Source organism: Nocardia sp. NPDC058666, assembly GCF_042714895.1.
Taxonomy (GTDB): Bacteria; Actinomycetota; Actinomycetes; order Mycobacteriales; family Mycobacteriaceae; genus Nocardia.
This window is the reverse complement of sequence record NZ_JBHXRY010000003.1, coordinates 78,896-95,760: the sequence shown is the minus strand read 5'-3', so window position 1 is coordinate 95,760 and position 16,865 is coordinate 78,896. Positions and strand designations below refer to the sequence as shown.

The following is a 16,865-nucleotide window of genomic DNA, read 5'->3' as shown; positions in this document are numbered from 1 at the left end:
GTGTCAGCGCGCCTCGCTACTCGATGGGTCCGGGGCGGGATTGTCGATTTGTTCGCGGAGGATGTCGCCGTGACCTGCGTGTCTGGCGAATTCTTGGATCATGGCTAGCAGGGTGAATCGCATGCTGACGGTTTCGCCGGGGATTTCTACGGTGTCGTCGAGGTCGAAGTGGGCGGCGATGTCGCGGGAGCGTTGGCTGGCGCGTTCGAACTCGGCGATGACGTCTTCCAGGGATTCGTCGTCGGCGACCGCGAAGTTGCCCTCGTCACGGCGTGAGTATCCGTCGCATTCGGACTCGTCCAGTCGCGCCCAAAAGCGTTGGAACCAGATGCGTTCCGCGCCGGCGGCGTGTTTGATCAGGGAGATCGGTGTTGTCAGCGATACGACCAGTCGTCGACGGGCGTCGGTGTCGGACAGGCCGCGTGCGGTTTCGATGAGGGCTTCGCGGTTGCGGTCGAGCATGTCTTCGAGGATTGTTCGCTCGTCGCCGTTGGTGATTCTGTTGGTAGTCATGGGGTTTCGCTCCGATCCCGGTGTTGCGGGCGCAGTGCGCGCAGCACGACGCGGTATGTGAGGACTGCGGGTACGACGGTCAGCAAGAGTATGCGCAGGGTCAGTACGGTGGCGGCGAGAATTGGGAAGGCGGTGCCGAGGCCGTCGGGTGAACCGAAGCCGTGGCGGGCCGACATGGTTGTCAGGAGGGTGTGCAGGGCGAGGTACAGGGCGAGCAGGATCAGGGGGACGCGAATCAGCCGCCAGCCGAAGGACATCGGGCTCGACATTTTCATCGGGCCAGCTCCGGTCCTGAGGTGAGGAAGGCGAGTAGCAGGGCGTTGCCGATGACGCCGCCGGTGGCGAAGCGCGTGCGGTCGCCGCTGCGCAGGGGCAGTCCGAAGAGGTCTGTGGTGCGGTACAGGCGGGTGAACTTTTCTCGGTGGCCGAAGGCGCGGGCGGGGGCGAGTGCGAAACCGGTGGCGGACATCGATATTCCGAGGATCAGGGGGCCGCTGTCCATGTCTCCCGCACCGCTGTGGCCGTCGCCGTACTCGTCGATTGCGCTGAAGCCCAAGAGGTTTCGTTGCTGATCGAACAGTCCTGCCGCCAGTTCCTCGGCCAGTGCCCGGTCCGCGAAACCGGCGAAGTAGGCGGCCAACCCGGTTCCTGAGGCGCGTGGGGCATCGTGGGCTCGGCCGTCGCCTCCCATGCGTTGGATCACCAGCCCGGTGTCCCGGTCGATCTGCACCGCACGCACCTGCTGCGCCCAGTGCGCGATGACGGCCGTGTGATCGGTGCCGGTGGCCCGACCGTGCACCGCGATCGCGGCCGCCACCGCCGCCACGTCGGTCGGGTAGGCCTCGCCCGGAAAGGTGTCGAGCAGACCCGTCGGTGAGGCGAGCAGCCGCCGCTCGAAGGCCCGGATCAGCGCATCGTGCTGGGCCGCGAGGTGGGGTGGGAAGGCCGGGTCGACCAGTCGCGCCATCCCGAGCGCCAGCGCCGGATAGGAGAGGTAGGCGTGCCCGTCCGGGCTGTCGAGCTCGGCCAGTCCGTCCCGACCGTGCCAGGACGACGTGAACTCACTGCGCAACTGCGGCAACAAACTCTTGACCGCCGCGCGGGTGACGACGGGCGCGTACCGGTCCCGCCATTCGGGGTGCTCGAGCGACACCTGCGCCAGTCCCAGCGCCGTCATCTGGTGCGCGAGCAGCCCCCACATGCCGACAACCCGATCCGCCCCACCGCCCGCTCGCCACCGATCATCATCGTCTTCGAAGGCCACCATTTCCTCGGCGAGACCACGCACGGTCGCCGGATCACCCCGATACCACTGGTCGGCGTCACGACCGCACCACCACCGCGGCAGCAGGCACGCGACCGCAACCGCCGCCACCAGGGCAACAACTATCGTGAACCGACGGCGAAAGCTGTGCCGCGCCGTGCCGGTGGAACTCCCCATGCCCCGAAGGTACCTGCGCGGCGCGGACTTTCGCCTGGAGCAGAGCTGCCTACTTTTCCGGAAGCACGCATCCGGCGTCGAGGATGCCCACGTCGTAGAACAGTTGGTAGCAGGACGGGTCGTCGGGCAGTTTCCAGTGGAAGCCTTCCAGGGCGAAGACCACTACCAGGTTGGCGGCAATGACCAAGCCGCAGAACAACAGTGCGCATTTACCGATGGTGGCGAAGGACGGCGGGATTCTGGTTGCGGCGGTGGCATGCGACAGGCTCAGGACCACGCCGACGGTGGCGATGGCGGCGACGTAGAGGACCAGAGCCCAGACATAGAGGTGCAGGCCGAGGACTTCGCCGCCGTAGCCGGAATCGCCGGGCAGGATGTGCAGCATCGTTTGACGCCAGGCGGTGAAAGCGCCGCCGACACAACCGACTATGGCCAGACCCCAGCCGACCGCGTAGTCGCGCGGGGCGATATAGCCGTTCATGCCTTTGCGGACGATGTACGCGCCGCCGAGTGCGGCCAGCACCATGAACATGCGCTGCAGCATGCACAGCGGGCACGGATATTCCCAGTTCAGGAATTGCACGGCGAAACCGCCGCAGATCACCGCACTCCACCCGAACACGAAAATGACCGCGAGCCAATACTGCAGCGACCCGAGCGGGCCGGACTTCTCCTCGGTGGCGGCCACGGCCGCTGTTTCGCTCACCATGTCAATCCGAGGCCGAGTCCGCTGGTGATGTGCACTTTCAACAGCACCGCGCACAGCACGAAACCGATCCACCACGCGGTCAGCACCGCTCGCCGTGAACTGTCGCGAAAGATCAGCACCAATGCGATCAACAAGGCTGCGAATATGACTGTGTCCATGTGCCCCGACGCTACTCGGCGGCAGGGCGAAATCAGCCCGACGCGCCCGGATAACGCCAGCTCAGGAGGCTGTCAGATCAGTGCCTTCTGTGTGCGGATTCGGCGGCGCACGTCACGGATCATCGCGTGGGTGCCGGCGAAGCGAATGAATCTCGGGATGAAGCGGTTGACGAAGCCGACGAACAGGAAAAGGTGTTCGAAACGGCGTTGGTCGGCTTCGGACCAGTCGATGGCCATTTGGTCGCGGAAATGCGGGGGCAGGAAGCCCGCGGTGAGAAACTGCAGGAGGCTGCCGAACAGCAGGCGCGTGGACCAGTGGATCATGCGCAGGTGCAGCAGATCGTCGATGTAGGCGCGGAATTCGTCGTCGCAGACTACTTGTTCGCAGGCTCGCAGCCAGTAGCGGTCGAAGTCGGCGCGGGTCGGAGGCCACATGTCGGGGTGGACCTGCAGGGTGGTGCCGAAGGTATCGGAGCCCTGGTAGAAGACCTCGAGTTCTTCGGGCGTCATTTTGCCGCACAGCAGTTGGTGGGTGTCTTCGAAGCCGACGTAAATGGCTGCTGCGACGTACATTTGGAGATCGCGGTCGAAGGCGTTGTACTTCACCTTCGAATCCGGGCCCGACTTGACCTGGCGGTGCGCCACGTTCACCGCCTCGCGCATGGCCAGCTTGTCCTCGTCGGTACCGAGCACGGCCACCGCGAGGTAGGCGGAAGTGGTGCGCAGGCGCTTCCACGGGTGGACCATGAGGGCGCCGGACTCGACCTTGCTCTCCAGCACCCCGGCCGCGACACCTTGGTGCGCGAACTGCATCGCCACGTTGGCCGCCGCGCCCGCGAACATCCAGAAGTCCAGGGCGTCAGCGAGTCGAGCGGGGCGTTTGCGGGGTGATCGGTGGGTGTCGGGGATGTGCAGGCGCACGCGGTCCAGGGTCAGCGTGGTCATCGGCGAACCTCCTGCGGTCACCGACAGTCGGCGACCTTCCGCCACTAAGTTAATCACCATTCTCTACCCATCGGAGAGAATTGCTAGTAACTTAGCTCGCAGCACGGGGGTGGCTCAGTCCGCCTCACGGCTCTCAAAGGAAGGAACACCGGCATCGCCATGTTGCGACGACTGGACAGGTTTCTCAGTTACGAGATGAAGGTGTCGGAGTTCCTCGGCACGATCGTCATCCTCGGCATCCCCTATGGCCTGGTCGGGATCATCTGGACCTTCACCCACACCGACCATCTGCGCGACCTGCACGGTGTCGATCTGGTCATCTCGTTTCTGGGGTCCATCGTGTGCTGGCCGGTGCTCACCTTCGCGAACGTGACGATGACCTGATGATGGCGGCGGTCTGGGTTATCGACATCGTGGTAATCGTGATCAAGATTCTTGGTGGTGTTACCAAGGTGAATCCTGTTCTGCGCGTGGGTATGTGGATTGCGTTACTGTGCGTGGCAGCGCTGGGTGCAGCGGCGGTGGGTGCACTGATGGTCGCGCTGGAACGGTGGTTGAGCGCATGACGAAACCCGAGACATCGGAAGTCGACAAGATCATCGACAGCGCCACCGGACTGTGGCGGCGCCACCCGCAGCAGTCGATCGAGACCCTCGGAAGGCAGGTCCTGCTGGCCAGGGCCGCGATCGCGCAGTTGTTCCTTTCCCTTGTGCAGCGGCGGTTTCCGTTCCACGAGTTCATCAAACAGTGCGCCTTCATGGCCAATGTGTCCGCGCTGCCGACGGTGTTCGTCGCGATCCCGGTGGCGGTGGTGGTGTCGATCCAGGTGGGCGCGCTGGTCAACCAGGTCGGTGCGACTACTTTCATCGGGGCGGTGGCGGGTCTCGGGATCATCCGGCAGGGTGCGCCGCTGGTGACCTCGCTGATGATCGCGGGCGCGGTCGGTTCGGCGATCTGCGCCGATCTGGGTTCGCGCACCATCCGCGAGGAGATCGACGCGATGCGGGTGATGGGGGTGGATCCGGTGCGCAGGCTGGTCGCGCCGCGCCTGGCCGCTGCGGTGCTGGTGAGCATGCTGCTGTGCGGGTTCATCGTGTTCGTCGGCTTCGCGACCGCGTACCTGTTCAATGTCTATGCCCAGCACGGCACTCCGGGGTCGTTCATCGGTTCGTTCGCCTCGTTCGCGGTGGCCAACGACCTGATCGTGGCCCTGTTCAAGGCGGCCATCTTCGGCTTGCTCACGGCAATCATCGCCTGCGACATCGGATTACACACCAAAGGCGGGCCGGGCGGGGTCGCGAACTCGGTGAACTCCGCGGTGGTGTCGTCGGCGCTGATGCTGTTCGCCACCAACATCATCGTCACCCAGCTCTACAACACCTTCTTCCCGTCGAAGGTGGTCTGAGATGGCAGCCGAATATGTGCCGCCGGCGATGAAGCCGGTGCGGATGGTGGGTTCCGCCGCCAAGGTGCCGATCCGGGCGAACCAGCGTGTCGGGCATCAGGCGATCGTGTTCTTCCAGGCGTTGTTCGCCGTGCCGTTCGCGCTGCGTCACTACCGCAAGGAAGTGTCGCGGCTGATCGCCGATGTCGGGTGGGGTAACGGGTCGCTGATCGTGGGCGGTGGCACGGTCGGCGTGGTGGTGGTGTTGTGCGCGTTCGGCGGGATCACCGTGGGCGTGGAGTCGTACACCGCGCTGAACCTGTTGACCATGGGACCACTGAGCGGGGCCATCTCCGGTTTCGCGACCACCCGCGAAATCGCACCCATCCTGGGCACACTCGCGTTCGCGATCCAGTCCGGTTGTCGGTTCACCGCCCAGTTGGGGTCGATGCGGATCTCGGAGGAGATCGACGCCCTGGAATCCATCGCGATCCGGCCGCTGCCCTACCTGGTCACCACCCGGATGATCGCGGCCACGGTGACCATCGTGCCGCTGTACACCCTGGGCCTCGCGGTGGCGTACATCTCGACCAAGCTGTCGGTGCTGTTTCTCGGCGGCACCACCGCGGGTACCTACGACCACTACTTCTTCCAGTTCCTGGTGGGCGGCGACGTGTTCTTCTCGGTGCTCAAGGTGGTGGTCTTCGTGCTGCTCGCCACGTTCATCCAGTGCTACTACGGGTATGTCGCCACCGGCGGTCCCGAAGGCGTCGGGGTGGCGGCAGGGCGGGCGATCAAGATGGTGATCGTGGTCATGGTGTTCACGAATCTGTTTCTCACCCTTGCTATCTGGGGCATCGACCCCGGATTCCGGATCTCGGGATAGGTCGATGATTCTCGATCCCAGTGGGCGCGGGCCCAAACCGTTCCAGCTCACCCTCGCGGGCCTGGCCGTGGCTTTGACGCTGGCCGCGGCGATGTATCTGCTCGGGATGCGCTACAACGGCGAGTTCGAAGACACGGTGGTGGTGCGCGCGGAGCTGACCAGCACCGGCGACGGGCTACCGCAGCGCGCGGACGTGAAGTATCGCGGGATGCACGTGGGTGCGGTGTCGGCGGTCGACATGGTCGCCAAGGGCAGGCTGCAGCACGCAACCTTGGAACTGAAACCCGGTCTGGCCGAAACGATTCCGAATACCGTGACCGCGCGGGTGATCCCGGACAATATCTTCGGCGTCACCTCGATCCAGCTGGTGGACAACGCCCCGTCGACCACCACCCTGCGCGCGGGCGCCACCATCCGCGAAGACACCAGTTCGGCCACAGTCCAACTGCAGACCACGCTGAACACCTTGCGCGACGTGCTCACCACCATCCAGCCCGAGAAACTGGGCCGGGTGCTGGCCACCCTGGCCGCCGCGCTCGACCCTGCCGCGCGGGTTCCCGGTTCCACCATCGAGCGCCTGGATACCTGGCTCACCGAGGTGCACCGGATTCCCGAAATCGGTGGTCTGCTAGGCGATCTCGGGCGTGCGTCGATGGCGTTGAGCCAGTCCGCGCCGGAGCTGGTCGGGATGCTGGGCGACTCGCTGACCGCCGCGAACACCCTCAACGAGCACCGCACCCAACTGGTGGCGCTGCTGACCCAAGGCAGTTCCACGGTCGACGCGGTGAACAGTCTCTTCGCAGCGAACCCGAACTCGGGCAAGGAACTGGTCGACGGCTTGGACACGGTTTTCGGTGCGCTGGCACAGGATCCCGACGCGTTGCGCACCACCGCAGTCAATTTCAACGCCTCGTTGCGAAAACTGCAGCAGGTCTTCCACTTCGGGCCCCGCAAGCAGATGGTGTGGAAGATGGATGTGTCGTTCACGCCGTTCCAGCAGTACACGGCGGCGGACTGCCCACGCTATGGGGACATGGCGGGGCCGCGGTGTGGTGGGCCGACGGTGCCGGAAGTGGCTCCGCCGCAGGAGTATCCGGCGCAGCAGCTCCCCCGGCGTCTGGAGTCGGCGGGCCCCGCGCCGATCGTGCAGATTCCCGGCCTGCCCGGCGCACCCGTGATTCCGGGCCTGCCCGCGCTTCCCGGCCCACCCGTGATTCCCGGCCTGCCTACGATTCCGGGCTTCCCGACGATTCCCGGGCTGCCCGTTATTCCCGGCCTCACCGCGCCGGCCGCCGCACCGCTACCCAATTCCGGTGCTGCCGTGCCGATCTCGGTGCGAGGAACGGACGCGGTGGCGGCGGTGGTCGGTGGCCGACCCACCGTCGCCCAACTGCTGCTACTGGGTCCCGTCCTCGGAAATGTCACCCTCGTCCCCGAAAGCGCGGTGTAGCAGATGAAATCGGCCAAGCCACTGATCGGGTTCAGCTTCTTCGTCGTTCTCACGGTGGTGCTCACCTACACCGTGTGGTCGACGCTGCAGCGCAGCGTGCCGGGCCCCACCAACAGCTACTCGGCACTGTTCACCGACGTGCTCGGCCTGCGCGTGGGCGACGACGTGCGCATGGCCGGTGTGCGGGTGGGCCGCGTGGACAAGATCGACTTCACGCACGACTACACCGCCCGCGTCGACTTCCAGCTCGAGGAACGTCAACACCTCACCGACACCACGAAAGCCCTTGTCCGCTACCAGAATCTGATCGGCCAGCGCTACATCGCTTTGGCCGCGGGCGAGACGGCGGGCATGACCGTGCCGCCGGGTTCGCAGATTCCGCTGACCCGCACCGAACCGTCCTTCGACGTGTCCGCGCTGCTGTCGGGTTTCGAACCGCTGTTCAGCGTGCTGCAACCCGACCAGATCAACTCCCTGTCCGAAACGCTCATCCAAGCGTTGCAGGGTAACGAGATCTCGTTGTCCGCGTTGATAACCCAGGCCGCGGAACTGGCCAACACCTTCGGCCAGCGAGACGAGATCCTAGGCGATGTCCTGGTCAACCTCAGCTCCGTGATGGCGGGCCTGGCCAACCGCAGTGGCGAACTGGAAACCCTGATCACCCAGACCCGCAGCCTGATGGACGGTCTGTACGCGGAAGGACAGTCGTTGAAGAGTTCCGTCGACCGGGTGGCGGTGGCCACCGACTCGCTGGTCACGCTCATCGGGCAGGTGAAGCCGGGCATGGCACAGGCCCAGCGCACCGCCACCCAGGGCGTGATGATGTTGCTGTACAACGGTGTCGCGCTCGATCAGGCCGCGGTGGAACTGCCCGATTTCCTCAACGGTGTCGCCCGGTTCACCAGTTACGGCGCCTACGGCAACGCCTACATCTGTCGCCTGGACGTCTCGCTGTGGAACACGGTGTTGCCGCCGGGGATCTTCTCGCAGGTCGGCGGCGATTCGCAGTCGGGGGTGTGCCGATGAGAGACTTCCTGCGCGACAACCGCAACCTGCGACTGGGCCTTGGCGCGGTGCTCGCGGTGGCGGTGCTGCTCGGCGGTTCCAGCCTGCTGGCTCAGCTTCGACTGGGCGACAAGGTGATCCACGCCGAGTTCGCGCAAGCGGCCGGTTTGCGGCCCGGCGCCACCGTGGATATCTCCGGTATCGAGGTCGGGGCGGTGCGCGCGGTCGACCTGGTCAACGACCGGGTCGATGTGACCATGGCCGTGCGCCGCGACCTGCGCCTGGGCACCGACGCGACCGCGGCGATCAAGATGTCGACCATCCTGGGACGCCTGCACATCGACTTGAAGCCGGGCAAGGACACCACCCCGCTGCCGGGTAACCGCATCACCGTCGAAAAGACCACTGTCCCTTACAACTTGAGCAAGGTCATCCAGGATCCGCAGTACACGTCCTCGTTCGAACGCATCGAGCGCCTGGACCCGACGAAGCTGCGGACCGCGCTGGACCTGCTCGACAAGCAGATGGGCGACTCCCCCGCGATGGCCGTGCAGGCCATGGACAGCGTCGGCGCGCTGGCCAGGGTGATCAATGCCCGCCGCGACGAAGTCGACGTGTTGCTCACCAGCATGGATCAGGTTTCGCAGCTGGCGTCGGACAACCGCAACAGCGTGCTGGTGCTGCTCACCCGCGGTGAGGCGATCGGCGCCGCGGTGCAGACCAGGCAGACGCTGTTGTCCCAGCTGCTCGACAATGTCGCGGCACTGTCGAAACTGTTGCAGGACATGGGGATCGAGAACAACGGGGAACTCGGTCCGCTGATCACCAACCTCAACACCATGGCCGACGGCCTGACCAAGAACAAGGGCAACCTGGATCGGCTCTACGAGATCGCCCCGGTCACGTTGCGCCAGTTCAACAATGTGGTCGGCAACGGCCCCTACGGCGACGTGTGGGCACCGTGGCTCTTTCCCGACAACTGGCTGTGCTTCGCGCAGGCGATACAGGGGTGCAACTGATGAGAAGCAGAGCGAAACTGGCCGCGCTGTGTGTGGCGGCCGCCGTGATGTCGGGCTGTTCGCTGCTGCCCAGCAGTGTGTCGAATCTGGGCGAGCGGTATCTGGGCGAGAACAAGCGGATCAGCGCCGATTTCGAGAGTGTGGCCGGGCTGTATGTGGGCAACGAGGTGGCGGTGCTCGGCGTTCCGGTGGGGGTCGTCGAATCGGTGACGCCGCGCGGCAGTTACGTCGAGGTGGTGATGTCGGTGAAGGGCGACGTGCGCATTCCCGCCGATGCCATGGCCGCGTTGATCTCGCCGCAGCTGATCACCAACCGGCACGTCGAATTGGCCCCCGCGTACACCGGGTCCGGTCCCGAACTGGCCGACGGCGCGCATCTTCCGTTGGCGCGCACCAGAACTCCCGTCGAACTCGACCGCATTCTGGAGAATTTCGACCAGCTCGGCGCCGCGCTCAAAGGCGACAGCGAGGCGGGGCCGATGGCCAGCCGGGTGCTGTTCCCACTGCTGGACGGCAATGGCGACCGACTCCGTGAAACCCTGGACTCGCTGGCGGGAGCCTTCGAGGTGACCCTGGCAAACAAGGACCAGATCGCGAACACGGTGATCCGGCTCAACGAGATCACCCAGATCATCGCCGACAACGACCAGACCGTCCGCGATTTCAGCGGTCGCATCACCGAACTGATCGCCCTGCTCGGCGAACAGGCACCCGGTTTGCAGGCGGTGTTGAAACAGCTCGACGACTTCATCACCAACACCTCCACGGTCGTGGGTCAGAACCAGGATCAGCTGGCGGGCGCGCTCACGAAGTTCGTCGCCATCGCCGCCCAGATGCGGGCCAACGCACGCGGTCTCACCGAGATCGTCGACGTCGGGCCGCTGTTCTTCGACAACATCGACAACGCCGTCAGCCGCGAACACCAAGCGCTGCGCCTGCACGGGCTGCTCGAGAAGGCGGTGCTGGACGGCGAGGCACTGTCGCTGTTCTGCGAACGCGTGCAGTTGCGGCATGACGGGTGTCGCACCGGCAAGATCGCCGACTTCGGACCGGACTTCGGTCTGACCGCCGCACTGCTGGGCATCACCAAATGAGCGCGCGCACAGGGCTTTCCGCTGCATGCCTCGCGCTCGTGCTGGCGACGACCACCGCCTGCTCGCTCACGGTGCGGGAACTGCCGATGCCCGAACCCGGCATCGGCGGCCCCGGCTACACCCTGCACGCCACCTTCCGTGATGCGCTGAACCTGCCCGACCGTGCCCAGGTGAAGATCGGCGGCACCGATATCGGTGTGGTGACCGATATTTCGGCGACATCGTTTCTGGCGAATGTCGAAATGCTGATCCGGCAGGACATCCAGTTGCCGCGCGGCACCACCGCCGAACTGCGGCAGGCGACACCGCTGGGCGATGTGTTCGTCGCGATGACCCTGCCCACCGACGCGCAGGCCGGCGCACCGCTGCGTGCGGGGGAAACCATCAGCCTGGAACACACCGGCTCGGCCGCCTCGGTCGAACAGTTGATGATGTCGATCTCGATGCTGATCAACGGCGGCGGCATCAACCAGGCCGCGCGGATCACCTCCGAACTGGATTCGATCTTCGCCGGGCACGCACCGCAACTGCGCCACCTGGTCACCGAAATGACCGATGTGATCGCCGCGCTCAACGCGCGCACCGGCGACCTCGACGCCACCCTGCACGGTTTACAGGTGCTCACCGGCGAACTCGCCGGCCGCAAAGCCGAACTCGGTGCCGTGGCCGACAGTTTTCCGCAGGTGATCGGGCTTGTCGCGGAGAACAACCAGTCGATCGTGGACCTGATCGGCAAGGTCGCGGTCACCATGGACGCGCTCGGCGACTTCAGCACCAGCAACGGTCCGCAGTTCGTGAGCCTGTTCTCGAGCGTGCAGAAGCTGATGCAGGGGTTCACCAGCATGGGTGACGACCTCACCGGCACCCTCGACGGGCTGCACACCCTCTACCCGTCGCTGATGGCCTCCCTGCAGGGCCCCACCCTGGCCGTGGCGGCCACGGTGTCCTATCTCAGCATCGGCGCACTCACCGACCCGTCGGGCAGTCGCTTGCCCGAAGGCGGCGACGTGCCCGCGTTCATCGGCAGTCTGGCCGAGGTGCTGGCGAAGGTGTTCGGACGCGTGACCAGCGTGCCGCAACCCGCACCGCAGGAGGGTCCGCGATGAACTCACCACTGTGGAACTGGTTGGTGCGCAAGCGGATTGCGGTCGCCAATGCCGGGTTGGTCGTGGTGCTCGTGCTGGGCTGTCTGTATCTGGGTGGTGCGGTGTTGCGGATCGATCCGAGCCGGTCGCAGTACGGCGTGACCGTGGAGTTGGCGTCCTCGGGCGGGCTGTCGGTCGGCAGCGATGTCACCTTTCGCGGATGGCGGGTCGGGCGGGTCAGCGCTGTTCGGGTGTCCGGTGACGGGGTCGCGGCGGTGGCCGAAATCGACGGTGGCACACAGATTCCCATCGGGGGAACCGTTGCGGTGAACAGGTTGTCGGCGGCAGGTGAGCAGTATCTGGACTTCCGGCCTGTCTCCGACAGCGGGCCGTATCTGCGCGACGGCTCGGTGGTCGAGCGTGCGCGGACCTCGGTGCCGGTGCCGATGCAGTCGCTGTTGGCGAATATGAGCGGACTGGTCGGTGGGATGAATCCCGAACGGCTCACCGTGATCGTCGACGAACTCGACAAGGCACTCGCGGGCGGCCCGGATCGGTTGCGCAACATGATCTCCGGGATCAGCCAGGCCATGGCGGGTATGACCGAACTGCTGCCGCACACCCAGCAGCTGTTGCGCAATCTGCAGGTCATCGCCGAGACGACCTCGCACGCGCAACCGGACCTCACCACGCTCACCGGGTCGGGCACCGCCCTGTTCCGCCAGTTCACCGCCGCCGACGCCGAGTTGCGGCACCTGCTGCAACAGGGGCCGGGGCAGCTGTCGACGTTGGGTGGTTTCGTGTCGCGCACTCACGATCCGATCACCGATCTGGTCACGAACTTCGTCGCGATCACCAAGGCCGCCAAACTCCGGCAACCGGCGCTCCAGGCGCTGTTCCCGTCGCTGAGTCGCTTCGCTGATGCCCTGGGCGTCCCGGCGCACGATGGCGGCTTCTTCACGCTGATCGATCCGTGGCCGCGGCCGTCGTGCGAATACGAGACTGTGCCCGTGGTGCCCACCACCGAGACCACCGATACCAGGGTGCGGCTCTACAACTACTGCGTCACCACCAATCCCGCTCTGCAAGTACGTGGTTCGGCCAACGCGCCGCGCCCCGCCGGACCCGACAACGGCGCGGGTCCACCGCCCGGCGTCACCGGCAACGAACTGTCCCAGCCCGCCGTCCCCGCACCACGTTGAGGAATTCGACCATGAGCAACGACGACACCGTGACCCCTGACGATTCCGACGAGACACCCCCCGCTATCGAGATGGCGAAGGTCGCCGAATCGACCACCGCCGCGGCCGCCGAACGACCGACACCGGAAGCGTTGGTCGACCGCGAGGCACCCTCCTCCTGGTTGCGCGGGCGCACCGCCGAGCGAGCGGGAGTGGCCGTGGTGCTCGCCGCGGCGCTTGCCACCTCGGTGGTGTTCTTCGTGCAGAACCACCACAGCCAGAGCCTGCTGCGAGCCCACGAACAAGCACGCGAGGCCGCCTGCCACTACGGCCCGATCATGGCCGAATACGACAGCAAACACCTCGACACCTACTTCAAGTCCGTGCTCGACGGTGCCACCGGTGACTGGAAGAAGCAGTTCGAATCCACCAGCACCGAGTTGCGGGAAGTGCTCATCAAGGGCGAGGTCACCTCCGAGGTCACCGACACCCAGTGCGCGATCCGCACCGCGAACGAGGACGCCGCCGAGGCGATCGTGATGGTCCGGCAGACCATTACCAGCCTGGGCACCGGGCACAAACCCAAGCCCGGCCAGCTGTCGATGATGCTGAGCCTGCGCAACGACAACGGCCGCTGGCTGGTCGAGAAGGTGAACTCCCCCACCCCGCCCACCCAGGCGCAGTGAGCGAATCCGGTGAGCTAGCCCCCGGCTACCGGGCGATATCATGACCAGCGAGATGGGCAGGACAACGAGCGAACACGCAGCACCGGCGACCGCGGACACGCCACCACGGGTGGTCAAGCGCAGGCCGAAGAACCGTCGTGCGCAGATCGCGGCGGAATCGGCGGCGGCGTTCGGCGCGCACGGCTACCACGGCGTGAGCATGGACGACATCGCCCGCAGGCTCGACATCAGCTCCACCGCCCTCTACCGGCACTTCCCGAGCAAATACGCGCTGTTCCGGGAGGAATTGCTGCGGTTGTCGGGGTTGGCGATGACCGCGGTCGAGCTGCCCGACGACGCGGTGCACTGGTCCCCGCGTGAGCGCCTCGATCATGTCCTGACCGCGGTCATCGACCTCACCATCACCAACCGGCCCACCGTCGCCCTGGCCCGATGGGAGCGCCGCTACCTCGAGCCGGCGGACTTCCACGAACTCATCAACCAGTTCACGACCGCACTGGCCGCCATCCGCGCCCTCCTTCGTGAAGTGCGCCCCGAACTCGACGGTTACGACCGGGCGGTCCGCACGGTCTCGATCCTGGCGATGATCAGCAGCATCGGCGACCACCATGCGACCGTGTCCGCGAAAGCCCTTGCGCCGCTGTTGAAATCGACCAGCTGGGCGTTGATCGATGCCGATCTGTCGGGCGAGAGCACTGCCGCCCCGGTCGACCAGGCCGTGCCACGTCCGCAACCGTTCAAACACGAACTGTTGCTGCGCAAGGCCGTGGAGCTGTTTCATGAGCGCGGGTATCCCAACGTCAGCATGGAAGACATCGCTGTCGCCGCGGATCTGTCGGCCGCTTCGGCGGTGTATCGGTATTACCGCAGCAAGAGCGACCTGCTGGCCGCGGCGTTCCGACGCGCAGCGGACCGGGTGTCGGGGGCGATCGCGCCCGCGGTCAGCGCCGCCGAGACGCCCGCGCAGGCGCTGGGGACGCTGATCGACCTCTACGTGACCGGGTCGTTCGAGGAACGGGCCCTGACGTTCGTCTACTACGCCGAGTTCGCCCACGTGGACCCCGCCGATCAGGTGACCCTGCGCCACCTGCAGCAGTTGATCATCACCGAATGGGCCGAACTGGTGGCGCGAGCCCGACCGGAACTGTCGATCGGCGAGGCCAGGATTTTGGTGCACGCGTCGTTCAGCCTGGTGGTGGACCTGGCCCGCACCTTCGGTGACAACGGAATCTGCCCGCAGCACACGGTGATCCGGATCCTGCAGACCATCGCGCTGGGTGCGCCGCTGCAACGCTGATCGCGCGGTCATTATTCCCGATGTCGTGGCACCGCAATATTGTCGGACTACGCTGGCCCGCAATGCCGCCCATCGAAGAATTGAGGGGAATAAGCGTGACCAGCAGCGAATTCGCGTACACCGGGTGCGACAACCTGGAGGCGATGACCGAAGCGGTCAACTACAACAGGTTTTTGATCGACTGCGTGGATAAACATGTCACGTCCCCGCAGGAACGAATATTGGACTTCGGTGCGGGTCGGGGCACCTATGCCGACATGCTGGCGCAACGCGGCACCAAACCCGATTGTCTGGAACCCGACGGCGAGTTGCAGCAGTTGCTGGAGTCGAAGGGGTACCACGTGGTCGACTGTGAGACCCCGCCGGCATCGGAAGCCGAAATGTACAGTCTCATCTACTCTTTCAACGTTTTCGAACATATCAAAAACGATCAGGAAGCCTCGGAGCACCTGACTTCGCTGTTGCGTCCGGGCGGCACCATGGTGATCTACGTGCCCGCGCTCGAAGTGCTGTTCACCTCGATGGACACCAAAGTCGGACATTACCGGCGTTATCGCCGCACCCAGCTCAACCGGATTCTGCGCAACGCGGGCTTGGAGATCGTGGAGTCGCGCTATTGCGATCCGATCGGGTTCTTCGCCACGCTGGCCTACAAGTTCGCCGGCAACGACGACGGCACGATCAACACGCGGGCGTTGAAACTCTACGACCGTGCGGTGTTTCCGCTGAGCAAGGCGTTGCAGCGGGTGACCGGCAAGATGTTCGGCAAGAACATTCTGGTCGTGGCCACCAAGCCGTGATCGTCGACCTCGTCGCCACCCCCCGACGGTGGCGACGAGGTCAGCGGGTCACAGGCCCAGCGTGCGGCCGATGATGTCGCGTTGGATTTCGCTGGTGCCGCCGAAAATGGTGGAGACCAGCGCGCCGCGGACATGCTTTTCCATGTCGAATTCGCGGGCGTAGCCGTAGCCGCCCATCATCTGCATGCCCTCCAGTGCCACCCGTTTGCTGGTTTCGGTGGCTTTGAGCTTGGCCATCGACGCTTCGCGCGCGAGTATTCTGTCCGGGTTGGCGTCGGCTTCGCGGGCCACGCTGTAGATCAGCAGTTTGGTGCATTCGATCTCGGTGGCCAGGTCGGCCAGCCGGTGGCGCAGGGACTGGAAGGTGCCGACGGGGCGACCGAATTGCTTTCGCTGCGTGACGAATTGGAGGGTGTCGTCGAAGGCGCGTTCGGCGGCGCCCAGGCTCATCGCGGCGAGGATGAGGCGTTCGAAATTCAGGCCGGTCATCAGTTGGCGCCAGCCGTTGCCTTCCTGCCCGACCACGGCGTCTTCGGGCAGCAGGCAGTCGGTGAAATAGAGGTCGTTGGTTTCTCGTTGGTTGCCCATCAGCTCGATCGGGGTGATCTGCAGCCCGGGGGTGTTGGCGGGCACGTGGAACATGGTGAGCCCCTCGTGTTTTCCGCCGTCCTTGGAGGTGCGGGCGACGAGGAGGATGTTCTCGGAGATGTGGGCGTTGGAGCACCAGGTCTTCTGGCCGTTGATCACCCAGCCGTCGGCGGTTTTCACCGCCTTGGTGGACAGGTTCGCCACATCGGAGCCGGCCTCGGGTTCCGACATCGAAATCGATTGCGACGCACCACGAACGATGCCGCGCAGCACTTCGTCTTTCTGCGCCTCGGTGCCGAATTTGGCGTAGGCGCCGCCGGTGATCAGCGTCGGGCCGATCGCGCCGATCGGCAGCATGCCGCGCAGGGATTCCTCGAGCAGAATGCACATGTCGACCATGGTGGCCGCGGACCCTCCGTATTCCTCCGGGACGGTCAGCCCGAGCCAGCCCAGCTCGGCCATTTTCGCGTAGACGCCTGGGTTGTGTTGTTCGGTGTCGTTGGCGGTCAACGCGTCTCGCTGTTCGCGGGTGCCCGCTTCGCGCTTGGCGAAGGCGGCCACGGCCGCGGCGAAATCCCTGTGCTGCTGGCTGAATTCGACGCCCATCGGTGTTTCGTTCCTCAT

Annotated in this window: 20 protein-coding genes; 13 read left to right on the top strand and 7 right to left on the bottom strand. The window is 65.4% G+C overall.

Translation table 11 applies throughout. The features are described from left to right. Nucleotides 1–3: 3 nt before the first annotated feature. The 6 genes from ACFWVD_RS09925 to ACFWVD_RS09900 form a co-directional block, all read right to left on the bottom strand. On the bottom strand, nucleotides 4–513 hold the full coding sequence (locus ACFWVD_RS09925; protein WP_379241653.1) for a DinB family protein: 510 nt from the start codon (nucleotides 511–513) through the stop codon (nucleotides 4–6). Beyond that, on the bottom strand, nucleotides 510–788 hold the full coding sequence (locus tag ACFWVD_RS09920; protein WP_379241652.1) for a hypothetical protein: 279 nt from the start codon (nucleotides 786–788) through the stop codon (nucleotides 510–512). Before ACFWVD_RS09920 ends, ACFWVD_RS09925 begins: the two co-directional genes overlap by 4 nt. Beyond that, a complete protein-coding gene (locus ACFWVD_RS09915; protein WP_379241651.1) occupies nucleotides 785–1,954 on the bottom strand; it encodes a hypothetical protein in 1,170 nt (389 codons plus the stop codon). The genes ACFWVD_RS09920 and ACFWVD_RS09915 overlap by 4 nt, the downstream gene beginning before the upstream one ends. A 49-nt stretch (nucleotides 1,955–2,003) precedes the next feature. Continuing rightward, complete coding sequence (locus ACFWVD_RS09910; protein ID WP_379241650.1) at nucleotides 2,004–2,660, bottom strand: disulfide bond formation protein B; 657 nt, start codon at nucleotides 2,658–2,660, stop codon at nucleotides 2,004–2,006. Beyond that, the gene (locus ACFWVD_RS09905; RefSeq protein WP_379241649.1) at nucleotides 2,657–2,821 is read right to left on the bottom strand and encodes a DUF5993 family protein; all 165 of its coding nucleotides are present in this window, start codon (nucleotides 2,819–2,821) and stop codon (nucleotides 2,657–2,659) included. The genes ACFWVD_RS09910 and ACFWVD_RS09905 overlap by 4 nt, the downstream gene beginning before the upstream one ends. Nucleotides 2,822–2,893: 72 nt before the next feature. Beyond that, entirely contained in the window at nucleotides 2,894–3,766 is an 873-nt protein-coding gene (locus ACFWVD_RS09900) for an oxygenase MpaB family protein (RefSeq protein WP_379241648.1), read from the bottom strand. A 159-nt stretch (nucleotides 3,767–3,925) separates the two neighbouring features. On the opposite strand from ACFWVD_RS09900, the gene ACFWVD_RS09895 reads away from it, so the two are divergent. The 13 genes from ACFWVD_RS09895 to ACFWVD_RS09835 all read left to right on the top strand — a co-directional run bounded on the left by ACFWVD_RS09895 (nucleotide 3,926) and on the right by ACFWVD_RS09835 (nucleotide 15,653). Beyond that, nucleotides 3,926–4,150, top strand: a complete 225-nt coding sequence (locus ACFWVD_RS09895; protein WP_379241647.1) for a hypothetical protein — start codon at nucleotides 3,926–3,928, stop codon at nucleotides 4,148–4,150. Continuing rightward, nucleotides 4,150–4,332 (top strand): hypothetical protein, encoded by a 183-nt coding sequence (locus tag ACFWVD_RS09890; protein ID WP_379241646.1) that lies wholly within the window; start codon nucleotides 4,150–4,152, stop codon nucleotides 4,330–4,332. The genes ACFWVD_RS09895 and ACFWVD_RS09890 overlap by 1 nt, the downstream gene beginning before the upstream one ends. Continuing rightward, nucleotides 4,329–5,171 (top strand): MlaE family ABC transporter permease, encoded by an 843-nt coding sequence (locus tag ACFWVD_RS09885; RefSeq protein WP_379241645.1) that lies wholly within the window; start codon nucleotides 4,329–4,331, stop codon nucleotides 5,169–5,171. The genes ACFWVD_RS09890 and ACFWVD_RS09885 overlap by 4 nt, the downstream gene beginning before the upstream one ends. A 1-nt stretch (nucleotide 5,172) precedes the next feature. Next, a complete protein-coding gene (locus ACFWVD_RS09880; RefSeq protein WP_379241644.1) occupies nucleotides 5,173–6,036 on the top strand; it encodes an ABC transporter permease in 864 nt (287 codons plus the stop codon). 4 nt (nucleotides 6,037–6,040) lie between these two features. Beyond that, entirely contained in the window at nucleotides 6,041–7,486 is a 1,446-nt protein-coding gene (locus tag ACFWVD_RS09875) for an MCE family protein (protein WP_379241643.1), read from the top strand. Between the two features lie 3 nt (nucleotides 7,487–7,489). Continuing rightward, nucleotides 7,490–8,512: an MlaD family protein gene (locus ACFWVD_RS09870; protein WP_379241642.1), complete on the top strand. Its 1,023-nt coding sequence runs from the start codon at nucleotides 7,490–7,492 to the stop codon at nucleotides 8,510–8,512. Further along, on the top strand, nucleotides 8,509–9,510 hold the full coding sequence (locus ACFWVD_RS09865) for an MCE family protein (protein ID WP_379241641.1): 1,002 nt from the start codon (nucleotides 8,509–8,511) through the stop codon (nucleotides 9,508–9,510). The genes ACFWVD_RS09870 and ACFWVD_RS09865 overlap by 4 nt, the downstream gene beginning before the upstream one ends. Continuing rightward, nucleotides 9,510–10,604, top strand: a complete 1,095-nt coding sequence (locus ACFWVD_RS09860; RefSeq protein WP_379241640.1) for an MCE family protein — start codon at nucleotides 9,510–9,512, stop codon at nucleotides 10,602–10,604. Before ACFWVD_RS09865 ends, ACFWVD_RS09860 begins: the two co-directional genes overlap by 1 nt. Continuing rightward, nucleotides 10,601–11,710: an MCE family protein gene (locus tag ACFWVD_RS09855; protein ID WP_379241639.1), complete on the top strand. Its 1,110-nt coding sequence runs from the start codon at nucleotides 10,601–10,603 to the stop codon at nucleotides 11,708–11,710. The genes ACFWVD_RS09860 and ACFWVD_RS09855 overlap by 4 nt, the downstream gene beginning before the upstream one ends. Continuing rightward, nucleotides 11,707–12,891: an MCE family protein gene (locus tag ACFWVD_RS09850; protein WP_379241638.1), complete on the top strand. Its 1,185-nt coding sequence runs from the start codon at nucleotides 11,707–11,709 to the stop codon at nucleotides 12,889–12,891. Before ACFWVD_RS09855 ends, ACFWVD_RS09850 begins: the two co-directional genes overlap by 4 nt. Before the next feature lie 11 nt (nucleotides 12,892–12,902). Beyond that, nucleotides 12,903–13,556, top strand: a complete 654-nt coding sequence (locus tag ACFWVD_RS09845) for a hypothetical protein (RefSeq protein WP_379241637.1) — start codon at nucleotides 12,903–12,905, stop codon at nucleotides 13,554–13,556. A gap of 52 nt (nucleotides 13,557–13,608) precedes the next feature. After that, complete coding sequence (locus ACFWVD_RS09840) at nucleotides 13,609–14,853, top strand: TetR/AcrR family transcriptional regulator (protein ID WP_379241636.1); 1,245 nt, start codon at nucleotides 13,609–13,611, stop codon at nucleotides 14,851–14,853. Nucleotides 14,854–14,948: 95 nt separating this feature from the next. Beyond that, the gene (locus ACFWVD_RS09835) at nucleotides 14,949–15,653 is read left to right on the top strand and encodes a class I SAM-dependent methyltransferase (protein ID WP_379241635.1); all 705 of its coding nucleotides are present in this window, start codon (nucleotides 14,949–14,951) and stop codon (nucleotides 15,651–15,653) included. A gap of 48 nt (nucleotides 15,654–15,701) precedes the next feature. On the opposite strand, the gene ACFWVD_RS09830 is transcribed toward ACFWVD_RS09835, so the two are convergent. Beyond that, nucleotides 15,702–16,847 carry an acyl-CoA dehydrogenase family protein gene (locus ACFWVD_RS09830; protein ID WP_379241980.1) on the bottom strand — a complete coding sequence of 382 codons (1,146 nt, stop codon included), beginning with the start codon at nucleotides 16,845–16,847 and terminating at the stop codon, nucleotides 15,702–15,704. Nucleotides 16,848–16,865 lie beyond the last annotated feature (18 nt).

Bases quoted from the DNA above. Each gene is read 5' to 3' on its own strand.
- ACFWVD_RS09845 (WP_379241637.1), top strand. From the start codon at position 12,903: ATGAGCAACGACGACACCGTGACCCCTGACGATTCCGACGAGACACCC.
- ACFWVD_RS09900 (WP_379241648.1), bottom strand. From the start codon at position 3,766: ATGACCACGCTGACCCTGGACCGCGTGCGCCTGCACATCCCCGACACC.
- ACFWVD_RS09855 (WP_379241639.1), top strand. From the start codon at position 10,601: ATGAGCGCGCGCACAGGGCTTTCCGCTGCATGCCTCGCGCTCGTGCTG.
- ACFWVD_RS09840 (WP_379241636.1), top strand. From the start codon at position 13,609: ATGGGCAGGACAACGAGCGAACACGCAGCACCGGCGACCGCGGACACG.
- ACFWVD_RS09915 (WP_379241651.1), bottom strand. From the start codon at position 1,954: ATGGGGAGTTCCACCGGCACGGCGCGGCACAGCTTTCGCCGTCGGTTC.
- ACFWVD_RS09880 (WP_379241644.1), top strand. From the start codon at position 5,173: ATGGCAGCCGAATATGTGCCGCCGGCGATGAAGCCGGTGCGGATGGTG.
- ACFWVD_RS09860 (WP_379241640.1), top strand. From the start codon at position 9,510: ATGAGAAGCAGAGCGAAACTGGCCGCGCTGTGTGTGGCGGCCGCCGTG.
- ACFWVD_RS09870 (WP_379241642.1), top strand. From the start codon at position 7,490: ATGAAATCGGCCAAGCCACTGATCGGGTTCAGCTTCTTCGTCGTTCTC.
- ACFWVD_RS09830 (WP_379241980.1), bottom strand. From the start codon at position 16,847: ATGGGCGTCGAATTCAGCCAGCAGCACAGGGATTTCGCCGCGGCCGTG.
- ACFWVD_RS09920 (WP_379241652.1), bottom strand. From the start codon at position 788: ATGAAAATGTCGAGCCCGATGTCCTTCGGCTGGCGGCTGATTCGCGTC.
- ACFWVD_RS09850 (WP_379241638.1), top strand. From the start codon at position 11,707: ATGAACTCACCACTGTGGAACTGGTTGGTGCGCAAGCGGATTGCGGTC.
- ACFWVD_RS09875 (WP_379241643.1), top strand. From the start codon at position 6,041: ATGATTCTCGATCCCAGTGGGCGCGGGCCCAAACCGTTCCAGCTCACC.
- ACFWVD_RS09925 (WP_379241653.1), bottom strand. From the start codon at position 513: ATGACTACCAACAGAATCACCAACGGCGACGAGCGAACAATCCTCGAA.
- ACFWVD_RS09890 (WP_379241646.1), top strand. From the start codon at position 4,150: ATGATGGCGGCGGTCTGGGTTATCGACATCGTGGTAATCGTGATCAAG.
- ACFWVD_RS09895 (WP_379241647.1), top strand. From the start codon at position 3,926: ATGTTGCGACGACTGGACAGGTTTCTCAGTTACGAGATGAAGGTGTCG.
- ACFWVD_RS09905 (WP_379241649.1), bottom strand. From the start codon at position 2,821: ATGGACACAGTCATATTCGCAGCCTTGTTGATCGCATTGGTGCTGATC.
- ACFWVD_RS09885 (WP_379241645.1), top strand. From the start codon at position 4,329: ATGACGAAACCCGAGACATCGGAAGTCGACAAGATCATCGACAGCGCC.
- ACFWVD_RS09865 (WP_379241641.1), top strand. From the start codon at position 8,509: ATGAGAGACTTCCTGCGCGACAACCGCAACCTGCGACTGGGCCTTGGC.